Genomic DNA, 17,774 nt, shown 5'->3' with positions numbered 1-17,774 from the left:
TAGATTTGCAAAACTCCCAGTTTCCTTGGTTGAGATTTGAGCAGGAATTTCCAGTTGAGTTAGAAGATTCTTTTTATTGGCTTTTTAGCAATTTAGAAATTCATAGATTTTCTTTTGAGCATGATCCAAATCAAAATACTACTCAAACCTTATTTATATGGCTTCCTTTGAATGAGTGGACAGTTGGTGAGCAAGAGAACCTAGTGCAATCACTAAGCTCGTTGGCAAAAACTTTTGACTTTACATTGCCTCCATGCAAATGGATTCAAGTAAAAGATGAAGATTGGAGCTTAAGTTGGAAAAAAAATTGGAAACCTGATCCAGTAGGAAAATCAATTTTAATTTTACCGGCGTGGTTAGATGTTCCTGAAAAATTTTTAGAACGAAAAATTATTCGTTTGGATCCTGGGAGCGCTTTTGGAACTGGTAGCCATCCTTCTACTAGGCTATGTATTGAAGCCATGGATGATAAGCCTCCAGTTGGTCTAGCAATTGCTGATATAGGTTGTGGAAGCGGAATACTATCTTTAGTTGCATTGAAGTTGGGAGCAAAGAGTACTTTCTCAGTCGATACTGATTCTTTGGCAATATCAGCCACCAAAATCAACTCTGCCTTAAATGATATTTCTGAAAATCTCTTAAATGTTTTTCTTGGCTCTATTGAAGAAGTTGAGGCGAATATGCCAAGAAAAAAAATTGATTTGGTGCTCTGCAATATTCTTGCACCTGTCATAAAATCAATAGGGCCAGGTTTCGAAAAAATTATTGGTCATAAAGGTAAAGTAATTTTATCTGGTTTATTAGTTGAGCAAATTGAAGAACTTCAAGAATTCTTTTTACCACTTGGTTGGAAAATTCTTGAAATCAAAATAAAGGATCAATGGGCCTTAATGGTTTTGACTTTATATTCACCTTGATTCAATAAATTCTAAATTTTCAGATTAAAAATCTTCATGACATCTTTTAAGATCACTTTTATTAATGAGTTAAGTGGTCTTAAAGAAATTATTGATATCCCAGATGATAAATATATTCTTGATGCTGCATGTGAACAAAATATTGAGCTTCCCTGCTCCTGTCGATCGGGTGCTTGTTCAACTTGTGTAGCTAAATTAGAAAAAGGAGCGGTTGATCAGCAGGATCAAAGTTTTTTGGACGATGATCAGATTAAAAAAGGTTATGTTTTGATTTGTGTTGCATATCCGATTTCAGATTGCACAATCAGAACCCATGCTGAAGACGAAATGTATTGATATTAATTTTTTCGCCAGATTTTTGTCGTTTTGCTTGCCAAATAGCTCCTTTCTCGCCAACCTCTGGTTTATGTGCTCATGGGCGCAAATAAAATTATTTAGGCCTTAATTGATTTCAGAAGTTTTGCCAACCAATAAAGTTCAAGGTCTTTTAGATCATGGTTCTATTCATTCAAGTATTGGAGGTCAATTTAGTTTTAGGGTTTTAGGACCATGTTGTCGTCTTTATGACCGTGAGGAATTACCTTGGCCTTGTTGCAGGCTCTCATGGCGAAGTAAAGAGCCTAGCTGGAGAAGAATTGGGAAAAGATTGGTTGCTGACATTGCTGCACAAAAATGTCCATCTTATTCAGTTGAGATTATCCAACCAGGAGTCAAACCAACAAAAACTATTCTGACTTTATTCTCTAGTCGTTTAGATACGAATATTCAGGAATGGTGGTACAGCAAGCATCCACGTTCTAGAGATAGCTCAAATATTGCGCCTCAAGTGACATGAGTTTAGAAAAATTGGAAACTCTTTTTGGATTTAAAGTGATGAAGATATGAAGCATTTCAGTCATATGTTCATACCATTTTTCAAATTTGAAGGATAATTGTAAGTAATTAAATTTCAACACAGGGATGAACTTCGACTATCACGCTGTTGCTTCTGCTGCTACTGCTGCTATTCCATTGGCTGCTGGAGCTGCTGGAGTTGGCTATTTTATATTGCGCCAAAAAGGCTTTGGATTTGGAACCTCACATTTGCTAGTCGGGTTGCCTATGTTTGCGGTTGGTGGCGCTGCAGCGGCTTTCTTTCTGATCACAAAGTAAAAAAAAGTAGTTATTAACCAATAAAAAAAGGGCCATTGGCCCTTTTTTTATTGGTTAATAAATTTTAGATAAATTTATGTACCTGGATTGAAACCTTGACCTTTGGTTGCAGGAACATATCCAGCAGCTGTAGTGCTACAACCAAGACTATCGGCTGTGTTCCCAGTAGCTACTTTGCATAGATTTTTTTGTTGACTTCTATCTAATACAGCATCAGTAAAGTCAGCACCATCAATGGTCGCACCATCAAAAATACTTTTTAGTAACTCTGCACCTGTGAGATTGACATTAGTAAGGTTTGCATTATCAAACCTTGTTGCATAGGCAATGACATTGGTCATGTTTGCGCCTGTTAAATCAGAGTTCTTCAAACTTGAGACACTGAAATAAGCCCCAGTGAAATTCGCCCCACCAAGATCTTTTCCTGATAAGTCGTATTTTACATACTCTGTATTTTGTAAGTCCTGACCAGCCAAGCTTGTATCTAAGGTCTCCACTGAAGAAGGGTCGCTGGGATACAGGGCACTTACAGAAAGAGGACTAATACTGAGACTTACAAGCACAGGTATTAAAACAAATAGTCTTGTAAGGGACCGTTTAAGAGAAGAAATAAGAGAGTCCATTAATAACGCCAGCGATTGACGGAAGCACCAAACTCGACCATTGTTTCATGTAGTGGCATTTCATAGGCAAAGGGATCAAGAACTGTTGCAGCATTTTTTTAGGTCAATTTGTAAAAAGTCTTTCGCCAACTGGGTATTTGGAAAAATTGCTTTTGCTTCATTAAGCAAATCATGAGGACTTGTTTCATTCCCAGGGGTATATCTCGGACTCAAATGAGTCAAAATTAATTGATTTACGTTCGCTTTTGCAGCAATTTGAGCTGCCATAGTGGCAGTTGAATGCCCACGTTGATAAGCCATTTCAGTTTCTTTATAAGCATAGGTAGCTTCATGAATTAATAGATCTGCTTCTCTAGAAATTTCAATTGCTGAGTCTGTATAAACAGTATCTGTGCAATAAACCATGCTAATCCCAGGTATAGAGGCACCGCAGAATTCTTTCCCAGAAAAAATACGTCCATCATCTAATCTCACCTCTTCTCCTCTTTTTAATGCTGCATATATAGGACCAGGAGGTATTTTTTGAGATTTTGCTTTGTCTATGTCGAATCTGCCTGGTCTGGATTTCTGATTTACTCTGTACGCAAAAGATGGAATTCGATGCTTGAGAGGAGCAGCTTTGACTTCTAAGTCTGAATCTTCAAATAATATTTCTTTTTGAAAGGCAGCATTCTCAACTTTATGAAATGTCAAAGAGTAAGCCAATCTGCTTGAACTGTTATATAAGCAAGCATCGATAAAATCTTTAAGAGGTGCTGGCCCATAAAGCTCAATACCAGAGCTGCTACCAGCCAAACCAATACTTGCTAAAAGTCCTGGTAGACCATAGATATGGTCCCCATGCATATGGGTTATGAAAATTTTTTTTATTTGAGATAATTTAAGATTGCTTCTGATGAACTGATGTTGTGTACCTTCGCCACAATCGAACAACCACAAATCTGATCTTTGAGGAGGTTTAAATACCATTGCTGATACGTTTCTTGTCAGAGTGGGAACCCCTGAACTTGTTCCTAGGAAAGTTATTTGCAAATTTTCTCCTTTTAATCAATGGTGCCATTCATAGCTTTGACCACTGGTAGATCATCTTTCTTATAGGCAGAATTAGTACCTAAATCCAATTTTTATTTTGAGCACATCACCTAAAAATAAGTCTGGATGGGTCATAATCTGTGTAGCCATATTATTCATTTCTCCATTAAAGGCGACTGCGGCCCAAGAGCCTATAATTCGCGTCTTAATAGGTCAAGAAAAGAAGGCAAGATTTAGAGCAGATGGTCTCAAATCTATTGTTGTTAAAGGGATATCTTCTAAACATAAAAGTATTAAATCTATAGATATTATCTTTAATAATGATAAAGTTAGATATTCTATCAATAACAATCTAAATTCATGGTTTGATTTGCCTGATAACTTTAATTTAATTCTTAAAAATAACGATAAACGTGGGATTTGGTATAACAATAGAAGATATGCGGGAGAATTAAGAATTTTATTAAATAATAAGAAATTGCAAATAATAAATAATTTAAAACTAGAGAAATATTTGCAAAGTGTTGTTGGTAGTGAAATGCCTAAAGAATTTCCACTCGCAGCACTTCAAGCTCAAGCAATTGCCGCTAGGACATATGCTTTAAAATTTTTAGAAAAAAATGAATTATTCGATATTCATTCTACTCAAGCTAGTCAAGTTTATTTAGGACTTGAAGCTGAAACAGCAATAATAAATAGGGCAGTTAAAAGTACAAATTCACTAGCTTTGTTTTATAAAAATAGACTTATAGAGGCAGTTTTTCATAGTAGTTCTGGTGGTATGACTGAAAACAGTGGTCAAGTCTGGAAGTATCAGTTGCCATATTTAAAGAGTGTTATTGACTATGATCAAAATAGTAAAAAATATAGATGGTCAAGAAAATTTACTTCTTTAGAATTGAATGCGATATTTCCTGAATTGGGCGGACTAAATGGTATCCAAATTTTAAAAAAAAGTAATAGTGATAGAGTCTTAGAGGTTAGACTTTATGGACCCAATGGTACTAAAAATATTTCTGGTAAAACTTTAAGAAAAAACCTTAAATTACTTAGTAATAAGTTTGAGCTAGAGTTAAAATTTAATAAAACTAGTCAACATAAATTCTTTAAAGAAATTAATTCTAATAATAAAAATAACTTTAATTTAGATAATACAGTAGTTTCTGATTTAGTACTTTATCCTCTTCCAAAAATCCCAATAGATTATTTTTTATTGGTAAAAGGTTATGGGGCTGGGCATGGAGTAGGTATGAGTCAATGGGGAGCGAAAGCAATGGCGGAAAAGGGGGCAAGTTTTCGAAATATCCTCAAACATTATTATACTGGAGTACAAATAAAAACCTATTAAAAATATAATTTAATTCACTTTTAATTATTATTAGTTTTTATATGGAATTATTTTTATCCAATTGCATTGAAAACAACTTTGGGTTTAATTGTTAAATCATCTTCTAAATTTGCTATACCTGCGATGTTCTCATCCTGATCAAATACTAGTATCATTTTATTATTATAGCTACCCTTTTTGGTTCCATACTTTCTTAACAAATTAAAACTTTCAATCTGTTTTTTATAGCTTATTTCTCTCCCTGTACGCCATCTTAAGATTTCTTCTTTAGAACTTAATTTAAAGGAAGAAAGATGGTCAAAAAATGTTTTTGGATTTAGTATCTTAGGCTTATTTTCTTCAGGATAAAATTCTAATTTCTCTGGAAGTAAAACTGCATGATGTTCATTAAAATTAAATGCTTTTGTACGCCTTAAACTTTTTAAATAAGCACCACATCCAATTTCATCTCCAATATCTCTGGCTAGTGATCTAATATATGTCCCTGTTGAGCAGTCTACTTCAACTATTAATTCCCCTTTATTTTGAGACCAGCTTAATAAATCTAATTTGTTTATATTAATTTTTTTAGGAGTTAAATTAAATTTTTCTCCTCTTCTTGCTTTCTTGTACGCCCTCTCTCCTTCAATGTGAACACTAGAAAATATAGGAGGCTTTTGTAATATCTCACCTCTAAAATTATTTAGTAGATCATTTAAATTAGTTTCGCTGATTAATGGCCAACTTGTTGATTGTATAACTTCTCCTTGTATATCATCAGTGAATGTAGAGGAGCCAAGTTGAATTATGCCTTTATAAGCTTTCGAACCTTGTAAATAGGAGATTAATCTTGTCGCATCTCCAATTGCTATAGGAAGGACTCCCGTTACTAATGGGTCAAGAGTTCCTGCATGTCCAACTTTTTTGATTCCAAATACTTTTCGAAGTCTATTTACGCAATCATGTGAAGTAAGCCCAGCAGGCTTATCAATTACAACAAATCCAAAAGGCTTTTCCAAAACTAATATTGCAGGTTGAAGCTTTTATAAAAAGATTGTTCAAGTAACCCTGAACATTTAAAGTTATAACTCAGTGCGTTCAGTGAGCCAAATAATATGAGCAATATGGATTTAAGTGTTTCTCGCTTCCTTGAAGATGGCTTTAATTTGAAAAATCACCTTACCAATTTTCTTCATATAAATAATGAGCAATTAGATCAAAGATTAATTAACGGTGTTGATGATTTGGCAGCATTGCACCCAGGTGCTTTTAATAAGAATGATGCTGATGATTTTTATGAAGAAAAAGTTGGTGATGCTCATTTAATAGACCTAGCATCATGGCATTTAAACAGTTCTAATTACATAGCTGATACTCTTCGACTACAACAACAATTTGCTTTTGGAAAAGTTTTGGATTTTGGAGGAGGTATTGGCACGCACGCTCTTGCTGCTTCATTGCTCCCTGATGTTGAACATGTATGGTTTATAGATCTTAATCCTCAAAATAGAAGTTTCGTAGAGCTAAGGGCGAAGCAATTAGGTATTGAGAATCAGATTTCAGTTCATAGAGATTTAGAAAGCGTATCAAATGTGATATTCGACTCTGTTATTTGCCTTGATGTGCTAGAACATCTTCCTGATCCATCAAAACAATTAGAGATTTTTTTGGAGAAACTTTCCCCTAAAGGGGTTGCTTTAATGAATTGGTATTTTTACAAAGGAAAAAATGGTGAATATCCTTTTCATTTTGATGATCCAGATATGATAAGAAAATTCTTCTTTACCCTACAAAAAAATTATCAAGAGGTCTTTCACCCGTTCTTAATTACTACTAGAGCTTATAAACCATTGACAAAAAAATTAAATTGATTTTGCAGCAGAAATATTAATTCTTTTTCTGTTTCTTAGGCCTCTGCGAATACTTTCAAAATGTACAGAACCATCAGTTAAAGCGAAAAGTGTGTCGTCTTTTCCCTTTCCCACATTAATTCCAGGAAGAATTGATGTTCCTCTTTGACGAATAAGAATAGATCCAGCTGTTACTTTTTCTCCACCATAGGCTTTCACACCAAGTCTTTTGGAGTTTGAATCTCTTCCATTTCTAGTTGATCCAGTGCCTTTCTTATGAGCCATGGGTTATGTAATTTTTTAATTAAAATCAATCAGATTCTACTTTACCAGTAGTAGTTTTGGAATCTTTCGATTTTTTTGATTTTGTTCCTATAGAAATTGATTGAACTAAAACTCGTGTGAGCTCCTGACGATGTCCATTTTTTCGTCTTGTTTTCTTCTTTGGCCTCATTTTATAGACAATTATTTTGGGACCTCTTCTATGTTCTAAGACTTTTATTTCTACTTTCGCATCTTTTATATAAGGTTTTCCAAGTTTTAAATCCTTGCCGTCACTAACTAAAAGAACTTTTTCTATTGTCAAAACATCATTGACTTCCGCTTGGCATCTATCTAAATCGTAGTAGCGGTTGGGTTGAAGCCAAAATTGTTTCCCCGAAGCTTCGACTATCGCGTAAGTTTCTTTTTTTTGAGTTTCCTTTTTTGGAGTTGATTTTTTATCAGCCATGATTATTGGTGACACGTTAAGGCTCGAAATAAGTTAAAGATGGAATTCTCCTCTTTTAATTTAAAAATCGATTTGGCCTTAATCGTAATCGAAAAACAAACTAACATTTTCGCTTTTTACGGCTTACTTAGTCAAGATTTAATTAAGGACAAATGTTCCTGTGATTTTTGGAGGTTTTTAAATGAGTGTAAGGAAGACATATATTCTCAAGCTTTATGTGGCTGGGAATACACCAAACTCAATGAGAGCTTTGAATACTTTGCGCGAAATCTTGGAAAGTGAATTCAAAGGGGTATATGCTCTTAAAGTAATTGATGTTTTAAAAAGTCCACAATTAGCCGAAGAAGATAAAATTCTTGCTACTCCAACGTTGGCCAAGATCCTACCTCCACCTGTCAGAAGAATAATTGGTGACCTTTCAGATAGAGAAAAGGTTTTAATTGGCTTAGACCTCTTATATGATGAATTATCTGATAAAGAAATGTTTTATTCTTCAGATAAATAACGGAGCTATTAAAACAAGAAGTAAATGAATTCTTAAGTCCACCCGAGAATTAACCATTCTTGATATTTGTTTATTATGTTTCTATATAAGAGCTTTTACGTTCTTTATTTAAAAAGATTCGAGTAACAATGCAGGTTCAAAAACTCCCTACAGGAATAGAGGGCTTTGATGATATTTGTCATGGAGGTTTGCCGAATGCGAGAAGCACTCTTGTAAGCGGAACATCTGGAACAGGTAAAACAGTTTTTTCTTTGCAATATCTTCATCATGGGATTTGTAATTTTGATGAACCTGGGGTCTTCGTTACTTTTGAAGAATCGCCCTTAGATATCATTAGAAATGCAGCAAGTTTTGGTTGGGACTTACAAGAATTAATTGATCAAAATAAACTTTTTATTTTAGATGCATCACCAGATCCAGATGGACAAGACGTTGCTGGAAGTTTTGATTTGTCAGGATTAATTGAGAGGATTAGTTATGCAATTAGAAAATTCAAAGCTAAGAGAGTTGCTATAGATTCTATGACCGCAGTTTTTCAACAATATGATGCCATTTATGTCGTTAGAAGAGAGATCTTCCGACTGATAGCAAGGCTTAAAGAAATAGGAGTTACTACTGTTATGACAACTGAAAGGATAGAGGAATATGGTCCAATTGCTAGATATGGAGTTGAAGAATTTGTTTCTGACAATGTTGTCATTTTGAGGAATGTGTTAGAGGCAGAGAAAAGAAGAAGAACTGTGGAAATCCTAAAATTAAGGGGTACTACACATATGAAGGGTGAATTCCCCTTCACTATGGGTGCTCATGGAATAGTTGCATTTCCTTTGGGTGCAATGAGATTAACTCAAAGATCATCAAATATTCGGATTAGTTCAGGTGTCCCCGATTTAGATGAAATGTGTGGAGGTGGGTATTTTCAAGATTCAATCATTCTTGCAACTGGTGCAACTGGTACTGGAAAAACAATGCTGGTTTCTAAGTTCGTTGAGGACGCTTATTTAAATAAGGAAAGAACAATACTTTTTGCTTATGAGGAATCAAGAGCACAACTGCTTCGTAATGCAACCAGCTGGGGGATTGACTTTGAAAAAATGGAAGCTGAAGGATTATTAAAGATTATTTGTGCATATCCAGAATCAACTGGGCTTGAAGACCATTTGCAAATCATTAAATCAGAGATTTGTGAATATAAACCCTCAAGAATGGCAATTGATTCTCTTTCTGCATTAGCTAGAGGTGTAAGTTTGAATGCATTTAGGCAATTCGTTATTGGTGTTACCGGCTATGCAAAACAGGAAGAAATAGCAGGATTCTTTACAAATACTGCGGAAGAATTTATGGGAAGTCACTCAATAACTGATTCCCATATATCAACAATAACTGATACTATTTTGCTTTTGCAATATGTAGAAATAAGAGGTGAAATGGCAAGAGCAATAAATGTCTTTAAAATGCGCGGATCCTGGCATGACAAAAGGATTCGCGAATATATTATTACTAATGATGGTCCTGAAATTAAAGACTCATTCTCTAATTTTGAGCAGATTTTCAGTGGAGCCCCTCATCGTATTAATAATGAAGATCAGATTCCAGGAGTATTCAAAAGCATTCAGTCAAATGAATAGTGGTTTCTATAAAACTAAAGAATTATCATTTTCTATCTCCCAGTTTTTTCTTGCAGACTTTAGTAATAACTGATCAGCATCAGAGTCTTCAAGTGGAAGTTCAAACCAAAAAGTCGTTCCAGTATTTGGTTCGCTAGCCATTCTTATTTCACTTCCGTGTTTATCAACGATACCCTTAACAATTGAAAGCCCTAGACCAGTTCCTACTTCTGTATGAACAGAGTCCTCTACTCTATAAAAACGTTCAAATATTCTTTGTTGATCGATATCTGAAATACCACACCCTGTATCAGAGACCTCTAATCTGATTTTAGGCATTGGAGATAGAATCTCACAATGAGGAGCTTTATTATCTGGATCAACTTGTGAGGCAACGCATATATCTGGCCAGGTATAAGCTTTTAAGTTAATTATCCCTCCATCATTACTGAATTTAAGCGCATTGCCTACAAGGTTATCTAAAACTTGAAGCAACATATCCCAGTTACCTAAAACAAACGGTAAGTTGTTTTCTAGGTTTAGTGTTAATTTAACATTTTTATCTTCGGCATTTAGTTTGTAATTTCTTAGGGTTTGCTCAATAGCTTCTTTTATATTTATTGGTTCTAATTGGATAGTTCTACCAGATTCTAATTTCGATAGGTCTAGAACATCATTAACTAATCTAGTAAGTCTATCTGTCTCTGAATTAGCTACACCTAAAAATTCTTTTTGCTCATCTTTTGTAAGCTGTTCTCCAAGATCATAAAGAGTTTCTACATAGCTTTTTATATTAAATAAAGGTGTCCTTAGCTCATGCGAAACATTACTAATAAATCTTTTTTGTGCTGCATTTAATTGAACTTCCCTAGTGAGATCTTGAACGGTAACTGCAATACCTTTAATGTTTTCACCAGTTGTATCCCTGACCGATTTTAAAACAATACGAAGTGTTCTTGGAGGTTCTTCAAGATTACAACGTAAGTCATCACTATCTCCAAAATTATTTAAAAGAGATGTTATGGGTGTTTCTAATTCTTTTATAAGTAAGTCAGGAAGTTGAGTTAATAACTTTTGCCCTTCAAGATTTCTTCCTTCCCAGCGAAACAGTCTTCTGGCAGTGGGATTAACTAAAACAATTTTACCTTCCTCGTCGAGAAGAAGAGCACCATCAGCCATAGTGGCTATAAGAGATTGTTGTTTAACTTGAGCAGCTTTTAATTCCTCAATATTCGCAGCATCATAGTCCTCTAATTTAGATGCCATTGCATTAAACCCATTTAAAAGCTCTCCTAGTTCCCCACTCATTGGGAGATCTACTCTTGATTTGAAATTACCTTTGGCAATTTCTCTGACTCCAATAACCAATTCTCTAATTGGTCTTGTGATTGTTAGAGCATTAAATACTGCTCCGATTATTACTAATACCCAAATTGAAATAAATACAGCAACAGTAATCTCTCTAGTTAATGCTGCTGTCGCAAGGGCTTTTTTATTAGGTGTTACTCCTAGAGCCAAGGTGCCCAAATATTCACCCTTCCAAAGCATTGGAACGAAAACGTCAGTTACTTGACCTTGAGGAGTTGAATGTTGTCTGATTAATGGAAATTGAGGTTGTTTCTTTAATTCATTAGGTAATTGCAGTTTTCTTGTAAGTTGTAAAGCGGCTTCGTCTTCTGGCTCTGAGTTTGTAGCACTTACAGGGATACCCAGTTTGACAAAACCATCTGGATCGGTGAAAAAAATGTACCTTAAATTTCTGCTTGAACGCCAGAACTTCTCAGCAACATTAAAAAGTTCTCTTTTTTGATTATTAGCTACTAACTCTGTAACATTTCCTGATAGTAATAATCCTAAATCTCTGGCATATCTTGTATCATTCATTCCTGCATCTTTTTGTATGCTACTTAAAGCAAAGAATGTAATAAGTGTCATTATAAAACTAACTACTAGCGTTCCAATTGCTAGTAACTTCGACCTTAGATTAAATCTAGACCACCATGAAGTTATTTTTCTGGATAATCTAGAAAACTCAAATAATTGCTCTTCATCTGGAGGCGAAAAATTATTATTTGAATTTGAATTTTGATTGTTCATTAACTAAACCTAAATTTTAAATATTTCTTATTTGGTAACCAATATCTTTGCGATAATGCATACCATCAAAGTTGATTTGATTTAAACTATCGTAGGCCAATTCGAAGGCACTTTCGAAGCTATCTTCTTGAGCAACTACCGAAAGCACTCGACCTCCTGTTGTAATTATATTGTTAAATTGATCTCTTGTGGTTCCAGCATGAAAAACTTGGAGTGAGGAATTTGATTGAAAATTTATATTTACTTGATCACCTTTTTGTGGCTTTTCAGGATATCCCTTTGATGCAGCAACTACACAAACACTGCACAAATTATTAAATGTTAGCTTTGGTGCCTTTTCTGCCTCACCACGAGCGCATGAAAAAAGTACAGATGCAAATTCTTCTCCCATTAATGGCATTAGTGCTTGACATTCTGGGTCGCCAAAGCGGCAATTAAATTCAATAACTTTTGGTCCAGATGTGGTAAGCATTAACCCTGCATAAATTACTCCGATATATTTGATTTTCCTTTTTATTAAACCTTTTAGTGTTGGGATAAGAATTAGTTCAGTTAATTCTTTCAAATCTTTTTCGTTAATTAAAGGTGCAGGTGCGTAAGCTCCCATTCCACCTGTATTTGGACCTTTGTCCCCTTCAAGCAACCTTTTGTGATCTTGTGCTGGAGGAAGAACAATTAATTTTTCTCCATCACATAGAGCAAAAATAGAGACCTCTGGTCCTTCAATTTTTTCTTCAAGAATTACTTTGTTCCCTGAAGACCCAAATTTTCCTGAAAAGACTTCTTCAATTGCATACTTAGATTCTTCAATTGTTTCACAAACAGTTACACCCTTACCTGCGGCAAGACCGTCAGCTTTGACAACAAGAGGTTGGTTGAAACTGTCGAGAATTTTTAGTGCGTCCTCTTTAGATTCTGTGGTCCAGTAATTGGCTGTAGGTATATTGTTTTCTATCATTAAAGTCTTTGCCCAGTCTTTACTTGCTTCTAATTGAGCACCTTCTTTGCAGGGACCAAAAACTGTTAATCCTGCTTCGCGCATTTTATTAGCTAATCCTTCAGCCAAAGGAATTTCAGGACCAATAATAATTAAATTAATTTGCAACCTAATACATTCAAAAATAATTGTTTCTTCCTCTTTAGATTCAAGTTCTAGGCAAATACATTTTTCGAAATTGGCGGTGCCTCCATTCCCAGGACAAACATATATTTGTTCAATAGAAATATTTTTCGATAATGCCCAAGCAATTGAGTTTTCTCTTCCACCACTTCCAACAATTAAAATCCTTTTTAATTGATTTATTCCAATGTCGTTTTGATTCTTTGCCATAGTTTTTTTCTTGCTATATTGAAAAAGAAGTTTAGAGGAACTTAAAATTAGCTTTTAATAGTTAATTAGTTCTGGGCCAATCAATTTTTGAATTGTTTGCTTTTTAGTTTTTAAATAAATTTGTTTTGATTGAGGTGATTTTTTAATCATTGTCTATTTATACTAATTTGATATGAGTGTCATTAATGAATCATATCCAAGGAAACCTTATTTATGAAGGTAAGGCAAAACGAGTTTTTGCTTGTGAAAACCCAGATAGGGTTTTGATAGAGTTCAAAAATGATGCTACAGCCTTTAACGCAAAAAAACGATCAGAGATTGAGGGTAAAGGTCGTTTGAATTGCAAAATTTCTGCAGCACTTTTTAAATTGCTTCAATTTAATGGAATCCCTACTCATTTCTTAAAACTTCATTCAGAAACATTTATGATCGCTGAAAAAATTAAAGTAATTCCTTTAGAGGTTGTTATTCGTAATATTGCTACTGGATCATTATGCAGAGAAACACCAATTGACCAAGGAACAATATTAATCCCTCCACTAATGGATTTATATTATAAAGATGATGAATTGGGGGATCCTATACTTACAGAAGGAAGACTAAAGTTGCTTGATTTGATAAGTGATATTCAGATGGAAGAAGTAAAAAAAATTACTAGACATGTTAATAGAATTTTAAAAGAATATTTTGATTCACTTGATCTCCTATTGGTTGATTTTAAATTAGAATTTGGAACTAATTCCTCAGGAAAAATTGTGGTGGCGGATGAAATAAGTCCAGATAATTGTAGGTTTTGGGATAAAAAAAATTCTGATCCTAAGGAACGTATCCTTGACAAAGACCGCTTTCGGCAAGATCTTGGAGGTGTGATAGACGCCTATGAGGAGATTTTGAAACGTATAGAAAAAGACTCCTCGAAGGCTACTTAAGCAAATTTTTCTCTATTAGTAATTCAGTCGTTTAAATGAAATTCGTTTGAAAACTATGTTCAAAAGACACGCCAACTCGAATACAAAATTAATAAGCAAAAGTTTATCTGCATTTGCTTTGACAATTCCTTTTATTAGTCTTTTAGGAGAAATAAAAGCATCTGGAATAGTCTCAGAAGAAAAAAAATTATTTTCTATTAATCAGCATAATGAAAACTCTCAATATAATAATCAGCTTAATGATAATGAATTGAATCGCATATTAGATAGAAGACTAATTGCTGAAGAAACGAATCAAGAAGATGAAAATAAAGCAACTGAAGAAAAAAGAGTATTAATATCAGAGATAATTATTCAAGGTCTTGAAGATCATCCTGAAAAAGAACTCTTGGAAGTTATTGCTTATGATGCAATGCTAATTAGACCTGGGAGTAAAGTTATAAGTGAGGAAGTAAAGAAAGACTTAGATCGTATTTACTCATCGGGTTTCTTCTCAGGTGCAAAAATTGAATCTTTGCAGACTGCCTCTGGAGTTAAACTTCTGATTAAAGTTGAACCAAATCCAATCTTAAATAGGATAAATATCTTGCCTGTTGAGAAAAAACTTTCAAATACAAAATTAGATAAGATTTTTAATAATGACTATGGTAAAACTTTAAATCTAAATACTCTTCAAATAAGGATAAAAGAAATCAAAGATTGGTATAATTCTAATGGCTACTCTTTGGCAAGGATATCTGGTCCAAGTCGTGTAACAAAAGATGGAATAGTTGAGCTTAATATTTTAGAAGGATATATTGCTGGAATTGAGATTAACTTTATTGATGAAGATGGAAATATAGAAGATGAAAAAGGTAGGTTAATAAAGGGGAAAACAAAAAAATGGGTAATTGAAAGAGAGTTGATTACTAAAGTAGGAGATATTTTTAATAGATCTAAATTAGAATCTGATATTAAAAGATTATATTCTACTTCACTTTTTAATGATGTAAAAGTTACTCTTAAACCTGTTAATTCTGAACCTGGAAAGATTATAGTTTTATTGGGTATAACCGAGCAAAGAACTGGATCTTTGACAGGAGGTCTTGGTTATAGTGGGGCTCAAGGTGTATTTGGTCAGATTGGATTACAGGAGTCTAATCTTGTTGGAAGGTCATGGTCATCCAATATGAATCTGACCTATGGAGAATATGGAGCACTCTTAAACCTTTCTTTATATGACCCCTGGATTAAAAATGATAAGCATAGAACATCCTTTAGAACTTCACTATATTTAAGTAGAGAAGTTCCTCAAGAGTTTAGGAGTCAAGATGGGGGAAGTATCCGTGGAGTTGCAGATAGATATGAGGCAGCTAATTCATCAATAAGTTATGACACTAATCAATCTCATAATTTAGATTTAAGTAACAATAATGTCTTAGTTGAAACTGGCCCATTTGCTAATCTTTCTTCAGCCAAGAAATTTGCACCTCAATTTAGCTGGTTTGATTATGAGGGTGATTCTATTGTCTTGGAGCGAACAGGCGGAGGTTTCTCTTTCGCAAGACCACTAAATGGAGGTCAGCCTCTAAAAAAGGTTCCTTGGAGTGTATTAGTAGGTGCAAACTTTCAGAAAGTTAAACCTATAGACTATGCAGGAGATAAAAGACCATACGGTGTAGCATCTACAAATTTTAAGGAAGGTAAAGTTCCTAAAAATGAAGTTATTTGTGTCGCATATAATTGCTCTACAGAAAATACACTTGTTAGTTTTAAAAGTGCTATTACTTATAATAATTTAGATAATTCAAGGAATCCGACTTCAGGGGATTATTTCAATATAGGTTCAGAACAATTTATTACTTTAGGAGAAGATTCTCCAACTTTTAATAGAACTAGAATCAGTTATTCACGTTTTTATCCTGTTAATTTGTTGAAGTTTCATAAGGGTTGTCGACCTAAGTCTGGTGAAAAAACTGATTGCCCCCAATCGATTGGTTTTCAAGCAAAAATTGGAACAATAGTTGGAGACCTGCCCCCTTACGAAGCATTTTGCTTGGGTGGGACTAGTTCTGTTAGAGGTTGGAGTTCTTGTGATCTAGGAGTTTCAAGAAATTATGGAGAAGCAACAGCGGAATATAGATTCCCTATTTGGCGATTGGTTTCTGGATCGTTATTTTTTGATGCAGGATCTGATTTTGGCTCCCAGTCGTATGTCCCTGGCAAGCCTGGCAAAATCCTTGAAAAGCCAGGATCAGGTTTTTCTGTAGGACCAGGAGCAGTCATTAATACTCCCGTTGGCCCCATTCGGATAGAGGCTGCTAGTCAGGATTTTAGTGGTCATTGGAGATATAACATTGGGATTGGTTGGAAGTTCTAGTGTTTTCTTTCCCCGATGATTATGAACAAGGTTGGACGCTTAGGAATGAAATTAAAAAAGAAGGTGTTGGATTACATTCAGGGTTAAAATGTAAAATCATACTTAAACCAATAGAATTACCAGGCTTTCATTTATCTTTTTCAGATGAACCAAATAAAGTTATTCCCATAGATATTTCGCAAGTAAGGAATACTCCTTTATGTACAACTCTTGTTTTGAATGAAAAAAAAGTAGCTACCGTAGAACACTTGTTGGCGTCACTAATTGGAGCAGGCTTGACTCATGCACTTATGGAAATAAATGGCAGTGAGATTCCCTTACTTGATGGTTCTGCTATTGGTTGGATCGAAGAGATTCAAAAGGTAGGAATGGTTAAATCCATAACACCTCCTAAACCAAGGCCAAAACTTAAATCTCCAATTTTTGTAAGCAAAGGAGAAAGTGTGATTTTTGCAATACCATCAAAAAAATTGAAATTAGTAGGTTTGATTGATTTCCCATACAAGGCAATTGGACAGCAAATGTTCTCTATTGAGCTGTCCCCAAATAATTTTGTTAAAGAAATTGCACCTGCACGAACTTTTGGCTTTCTTGATCAGTTAGAAGAATTAAAGAAAGCTGGTCTAATTAAAGGAGGAGCTCTTGAAAATGCGCTGGTTTGTAATGGTGATTCTTGGGTGAATCCACCCTTGAGATTTGCAAACGAACCAGTGCGTCATAAATTGCTTGACTTGATTGGAGATTTAGCTTTTGTTGGATTGCCGAAAGCGCAAATTTTTGTTTATAAAGGGTCTCACGCTCTTCATGCGGAATTTGCCTCTTCTCTTCAAAAGGTATTAACTTAATTAAATCTGATTTTGACTGACATCTCTCCTTCCGAACCACCTGTTTTAAATAGTGAGCAAATAATGGGGCTTTTGCCACATAGATATCCTTTTGCGCTTGTTGACAGAGTGATAGAACATGATCCAGGAAAAAAAGCTTTAGCTATAAAGAATGTCACTCTTAATGAGCCTCAATTTCAAGGCCATTTCCCTGAGAGACCCTTAATGCCTGGAGTCTTAATAGTTGAAGCAATGGCTCAGGTCGGTGGTTTGATTGTTTCACAAATGCCCGATCTTCCAAAAGGGCTGTTTGTTTTTGCTGGGATTGACGCAGTTAGGTTTAGACGACCAGTGGTTCCTGGAGATCAATTATTAATATCTTGCGAATTGATAAGCATTAAAAGGAAGAGATTTGGGAAGGTTAGGGGAGAAGCAAAAGTGGGTGAAAATTTGGTTTGTTCGGGAGATTTGATGTTCTCCCTTATGGATTGA

At 34.7% G+C, this 17,774-nt stretch carries 19 protein-coding genes; 12 read left to right on the top strand and 7 right to left on the bottom strand.

Annotated features, from left to right (window positions below):
- Positions 1-5: 5 nt before the first annotated feature.
- The 4 genes from prmA to AC6EJB_RS05620 all read left to right on the top strand — a co-directional run bounded on the left by prmA (position 6) and on the right by AC6EJB_RS05620 (position 2,069).
- Complete coding sequence (prmA, locus tag AC6EJB_RS05635) at positions 6-917, top strand: 50S ribosomal protein L11 methyltransferase (protein ID WP_498492850.1); 912 nt, start codon at positions 6-8, stop codon at positions 915-917.
- A 36-nt stretch (positions 918-953) separates the two neighbouring features.
- Positions 954-1,253 carry a 2Fe-2S iron-sulfur cluster-binding protein gene (locus AC6EJB_RS05630; RefSeq protein ID WP_498492849.1) on the top strand — a complete coding sequence of 100 codons (300 nt, stop codon included), beginning with the start codon at positions 954-956 and terminating at the stop codon, positions 1,251-1,253.
- A 109-nt stretch (positions 1,254-1,362) separates the two neighbouring features.
- Positions 1,363-1,752, top strand: a complete 390-nt coding sequence (locus AC6EJB_RS05625) for a DUF8632 family protein (RefSeq protein WP_498492848.1) — start codon at positions 1,363-1,365, stop codon at positions 1,750-1,752.
- A 125-nt stretch (positions 1,753-1,877) separates the two neighbouring features.
- Positions 1,878-2,069 carry a hypothetical protein gene (locus AC6EJB_RS05620; RefSeq protein ID WP_158467090.1) on the top strand — a complete coding sequence of 64 codons (192 nt, stop codon included), beginning with the start codon at positions 1,878-1,880 and terminating at the stop codon, positions 2,067-2,069.
- 74 nt (positions 2,070-2,143) lie between these two features.
- Here AC6EJB_RS05620 and AC6EJB_RS05615 read toward each other — a convergent pair whose 3' ends face one another.
- Positions 2,144-2,692 (bottom strand): pentapeptide repeat-containing protein, encoded by a 549-nt coding sequence (locus AC6EJB_RS05615; protein WP_498492846.1) that lies wholly within the window; start codon positions 2,690-2,692, stop codon positions 2,144-2,146.
- Positions 2,693-2,767: 75 nt separating this feature from the next.
- The gene (gene rnz, locus AC6EJB_RS05610; RefSeq protein ID WP_498492844.1) at positions 2,768-3,724 is read right to left on the bottom strand and encodes a ribonuclease Z; all 957 of its coding nucleotides are present in this window, start codon (positions 3,722-3,724) and stop codon (positions 2,768-2,770) included.
- 97 nt (positions 3,725-3,821) lie between these two features.
- Here rnz and AC6EJB_RS05605 point away from each other — a divergent pair, with 97 nt between their 5' ends.
- A complete protein-coding gene (locus AC6EJB_RS05605) occupies positions 3,822-5,072 on the top strand; it encodes a SpoIID/LytB domain-containing protein (protein WP_498492843.1) in 1,251 nt (416 codons plus the stop codon).
- Positions 5,073-5,125: 53 nt separating this feature from the next.
- Here the strand turns inward: AC6EJB_RS05605 and truB are convergent, their stop codons facing one another.
- Positions 5,126-6,070, bottom strand: coding sequence for a tRNA pseudouridine(55) synthase TruB (truB, locus tag AC6EJB_RS05600; RefSeq protein ID WP_498492841.1), 945 nt, complete (start codon positions 6,068-6,070; stop codon positions 5,126-5,128).
- 96 nt (positions 6,071-6,166) lie between these two features.
- Between truB and AC6EJB_RS05595 the strand changes: the two genes are divergently transcribed.
- Positions 6,167-6,922 (top strand): class I SAM-dependent methyltransferase, encoded by a 756-nt coding sequence (locus AC6EJB_RS05595; protein WP_498492840.1) that lies wholly within the window; start codon positions 6,167-6,169, stop codon positions 6,920-6,922.
- Here AC6EJB_RS05595 and rpmA read toward each other — a convergent pair.
- Both rpmA and rplU read right to left on the bottom strand, forming a co-directional pair.
- On the bottom strand, positions 6,914-7,186 hold the full coding sequence (gene rpmA, locus AC6EJB_RS05590) for a 50S ribosomal protein L27 (protein ID WP_498492838.1): 273 nt from the start codon (positions 7,184-7,186) through the stop codon (positions 6,914-6,916). The genes AC6EJB_RS05595 and rpmA overlap by 9 nt on opposite strands.
- 25 nt (positions 7,187-7,211) lie before the next feature.
- The gene (gene rplU, locus AC6EJB_RS05585) at positions 7,212-7,631 is read right to left on the bottom strand and encodes a 50S ribosomal protein L21 (RefSeq protein ID WP_498492837.1); all 420 of its coding nucleotides are present in this window, start codon (positions 7,629-7,631) and stop codon (positions 7,212-7,214) included.
- 181 nt (positions 7,632-7,812) lie between these two features.
- On the opposite strand from rplU, the gene kaiB reads away from it, so the two are divergent.
- Both kaiB and kaiC read left to right on the top strand, forming a co-directional pair.
- On the top strand, positions 7,813-8,136 hold the full coding sequence (gene kaiB / locus AC6EJB_RS05580; protein WP_498492835.1) for a circadian clock protein KaiB: 324 nt from the start codon (positions 7,813-7,815) through the stop codon (positions 8,134-8,136).
- A gap of 128 nt (positions 8,137-8,264) precedes the next feature.
- Positions 8,265-9,764, top strand: a complete 1,500-nt coding sequence (kaiC, locus tag AC6EJB_RS05575) for a circadian clock protein KaiC (RefSeq protein WP_498492834.1) — start codon at positions 8,265-8,267, stop codon at positions 9,762-9,764.
- 6 nt (positions 9,765-9,770) lie between these two features.
- Here the strand turns inward: kaiC and AC6EJB_RS05570 are convergent, their stop codons facing one another.
- Together AC6EJB_RS05570 and purD are read right to left on the bottom strand one after the other, a co-directional pair.
- A complete protein-coding gene (locus AC6EJB_RS05570) occupies positions 9,771-11,840 on the bottom strand; it encodes a HAMP domain-containing sensor histidine kinase (RefSeq protein ID WP_498492833.1) in 2,070 nt (689 codons plus the stop codon).
- A gap of 16 nt (positions 11,841-11,856) precedes the next feature.
- Entirely contained in the window at positions 11,857-13,170 is a 1,314-nt protein-coding gene (gene purD / locus AC6EJB_RS05565; RefSeq protein WP_498492831.1) for a phosphoribosylamine--glycine ligase, read from the bottom strand.
- Positions 13,171-13,355: 185 nt separating this feature from the next.
- Between purD and purC the strand changes: the two genes are divergently transcribed.
- The 4 genes from purC to fabZ all read left to right on the top strand — a co-directional run bounded on the left by purC (position 13,356) and on the right by fabZ (position 17,774).
- A complete protein-coding gene (gene purC / locus AC6EJB_RS05560) occupies positions 13,356-14,099 on the top strand; it encodes a phosphoribosylaminoimidazolesuccinocarboxamide synthase (protein WP_498492829.1) in 744 nt (247 codons plus the stop codon).
- 55 nt (positions 14,100-14,154) lie between these two features.
- Positions 14,155-16,458: a BamA/OMP85 family outer membrane protein gene (locus AC6EJB_RS05555; protein WP_498492827.1), complete on the top strand. Its 2,304-nt coding sequence runs from the start codon at positions 14,155-14,157 to the stop codon at positions 16,456-16,458.
- Positions 16,458-17,303 carry a UDP-3-O-acyl-N-acetylglucosamine deacetylase gene (gene lpxC / locus AC6EJB_RS05550; protein ID WP_498492825.1) on the top strand — a complete coding sequence of 282 codons (846 nt, stop codon included), beginning with the start codon at positions 16,458-16,460 and terminating at the stop codon, positions 17,301-17,303. The genes AC6EJB_RS05555 and lpxC overlap by 1 nt, the downstream gene beginning before the upstream one ends.
- 63 nt (positions 17,304-17,366) lie before the next feature.
- Positions 17,367-17,774 carry a 3-hydroxyacyl-ACP dehydratase FabZ gene (fabZ, locus tag AC6EJB_RS05545; protein ID WP_498492972.1) on the top strand — a complete coding sequence of 136 codons (408 nt, stop codon included), beginning with the start codon at positions 17,367-17,369 and terminating at the stop codon, positions 17,772-17,774.

Source organism: Prochlorococcus sp. G4PB17, from assembly GCF_059772445.1.
This window is presented reverse-complemented; position numbering and strand designations above follow the sequence as displayed.

Excerpts from the sequence above, each read along its gene's own strand:
- AC6EJB_RS05570 (WP_498492833.1), bottom strand. The coding sequence starts at position 11,840 with ATGAACAATCAAAATTCAAATTCAAATAATAATTTTTCGCCTCCAGAT.
- AC6EJB_RS05555 (WP_498492827.1), top strand. The coding sequence starts at position 14,155 with ATGTTCAAAAGACACGCCAACTCGAATACAAAATTAATAAGCAAAAGT.
- AC6EJB_RS05615 (WP_498492846.1), bottom strand. The coding sequence starts at position 2,692 with ATGGACTCTCTTATTTCTTCTCTTAAACGGTCCCTTACAAGACTATTT.
- rpmA (WP_498492838.1), bottom strand. The coding sequence starts at position 7,186 with ATGGCTCATAAGAAAGGCACTGGATCAACTAGAAATGGAAGAGATTCA.
- AC6EJB_RS05630 (WP_498492849.1), top strand. The coding sequence starts at position 954 with ATGACATCTTTTAAGATCACTTTTATTAATGAGTTAAGTGGTCTTAAA.
- fabZ (WP_498492972.1), top strand. The coding sequence starts at position 17,367 with ATGGGGCTTTTGCCACATAGATATCCTTTTGCGCTTGTTGACAGAGTG.
- AC6EJB_RS05620 (WP_158467090.1), top strand. The coding sequence starts at position 1,878 with ATGAACTTCGACTATCACGCTGTTGCTTCTGCTGCTACTGCTGCTATT.
- purD (WP_498492831.1), bottom strand. The coding sequence starts at position 13,170 with ATGGCAAAGAATCAAAACGACATTGGAATAAATCAATTAAAAAGGATT.
- AC6EJB_RS05595 (WP_498492840.1), top strand. The coding sequence starts at position 6,167 with ATGAGCAATATGGATTTAAGTGTTTCTCGCTTCCTTGAAGATGGCTTT.
- kaiC (WP_498492834.1), top strand. The coding sequence starts at position 8,265 with ATGCAGGTTCAAAAACTCCCTACAGGAATAGAGGGCTTTGATGATATT.
- rplU (WP_498492837.1), bottom strand. The coding sequence starts at position 7,631 with ATGGCTGATAAAAAATCAACTCCAAAAAAGGAAACTCAAAAAAAAGAA.
- purC (WP_498492829.1), top strand. The coding sequence starts at position 13,356 with ATGAATCATATCCAAGGAAACCTTATTTATGAAGGTAAGGCAAAACGA.
- kaiB (WP_498492835.1), top strand. The coding sequence starts at position 7,813 with ATGAGTGTAAGGAAGACATATATTCTCAAGCTTTATGTGGCTGGGAAT.